Annotated in this window: 1 pseudogene; it reads right to left on the bottom strand. The window is 66.0% G+C overall.

Features of this window, described 5'->3' with window-relative positions:
* Positions 1-121 precede the first annotated feature (121 nt).
* A pseudogene (locus AB3X96_RS42340) lies at positions 122-1,526 on the bottom strand (phage integrase family protein); the annotation flags it as partial.
* Between the last annotated feature and the right edge of the window lie 231 nt (positions 1,527-1,757).

Raw genomic sequence — 1,757 nt, 5'->3', positions numbered from 1 at the left:
AAACCTCGCCAGAATTTGCAGGCTATACCCAGCAATATGCCAGGTCTCTGCAATTCCAACAACACGATTTCCGCCGGAAACCCCCAACGCTTAAGGCTCTACGGTTTGTTCAGGCTGGACTAGCGAGGGCGTGGCTCGCGTGACTGTGGCGCATCCAGTGCGGACTCGCGATACCCGCGTCGCCGTCTTCGCCCAGACTCGCGACCAGTGATGTCTTCGGGTTCCAGCGTTGTGGCGTGACAGGCAGGCGTCGCTGTGCAAGGTACTGATCGAGCGCAGTACGCGCGACCGGCGGCAGTGCCACCTTGCCGGGCTTGCTGCCCTTGCCGACCAGATGCAGCCAGTGATCACCGTGCCCGTCCACGCGGATGCTGCCGACCCCGGCGCCGACCAGTTCGCTCGCGCGCAGACCCGTCGCGTAGCCGAAGTCAAGCAGGAAGCGCAGCCGCTGCGCCGCTGGCTCCGACCAGCCATAGGACCCTTCGAGGCCGTCGGCAATCGCGCGGACCAGCAGCCACTCACCCTCGGTGAAACCGCGCGTCGTGTCCAGCGCTGGCTGCGAGGCGTGGCCTCGGACCTTGACGCCGGAAAACGGATTGGCGAGCACGTAACGCTGCTCGATCAGCCAGCGAAACAGCGCCGAGAGCACCGTCAGTGCGTAGGCTGCTGAGCGCGCTGACAGGCCGCTCGTAAAGGGGCGCCATTCGACGGAATCGCGCGGCCGCGGTGGCCCGACCCAGCGCTCGCGCGGCGCCGGACGTCTCACGAACGCCCGGTAGGCGATCGCGTCGTCGGTTGTCAGTGACGACAGCGCCCGCCCGCGTTCGACGATCGCCCACAGGATCAGCCGCTTGGCCTCCTTGCGATAGGCGCGCTGCGTCGTCGCTGTTTCGTGCAGCGCAAGCCACGCCTGTACCGCCTCGTAATCGTTTCGTCGCGTTCAGCGTGCAGGCATTACGCGGCGCCCGGAAACTGCCCTGCAAGCCATCGACCTCGTGCGGCAGGCGCAACTCTTCCCACGGCACGATGCTGCGTGGCTGGGTGACCGCGACCAGTGCGCGGGCGCGCTCGGTCAACAGCGGATGCCCGGCGAAGAAGGCTTCGACTTGCCGAGCCCCCATCGCGCCGAGCCCCTCGATCGTTCGCCACCATCCGCGCCGTCGCGGGATGCGTACGGTCAGTTCCGAGAGCGTATGGATGCCGTGTGCACGCAGGGCATTCGCGGTCCGGGGTGCGAGGCACCGTTCAATGTCGTCGCTGATCTGGGGCTGTGGCGCATTCACCGAGGGCAACGTCCTGAGCGCGTGTTCAACTGCCTTGGCTCGCCCCTGCCGCTCTTGGGGCGTGTGCTGGAATACCGCCGCCAGATCCAGTCGATGGCGGCTTTCGGCGAACGCGATGAGCTGCCGGCGGATGCGGCCGAGCATGCCACGTGCGGACTGGCCCGACGCCTTGAGGCCAGGCAGGTAGCGCAGGACGGTTGCACGTGAACTGAGGCCTGCATACCAGCCACGCAGCGCGGCCAGCGCATCGGCATCCGGGAACCCGGGTTCGGCAGGCGTCGCGGCCGGGGGCGCCGGGGCAGACGCGTCTTCATCGGTTGAGGTTACGTAAAATTAAGATGGTAGCCCGATAATCCAGAGGATTTTTAGCAGGGCGGAAACGGCGCAGTGAGCAGGATAAGGGCTCCGCAAACGAGCCGTTTCTGCCCTGCTAAAAATTCCTTGAGCTAAGCCGCTCCAGTGTCGGTGGCTATG

The organism is Paraburkholderia sp. BR13439, assembly GCF_040948805.1.
Lineage (GTDB): Bacteria > Pseudomonadota > Gammaproteobacteria > Burkholderiales > Burkholderiaceae > Paraburkholderia > Paraburkholderia youngii.
The sequence above is the reverse complement of the archived record's forward strand: the minus strand, read 5'-3'. Positions and strand labels throughout refer to the sequence as shown.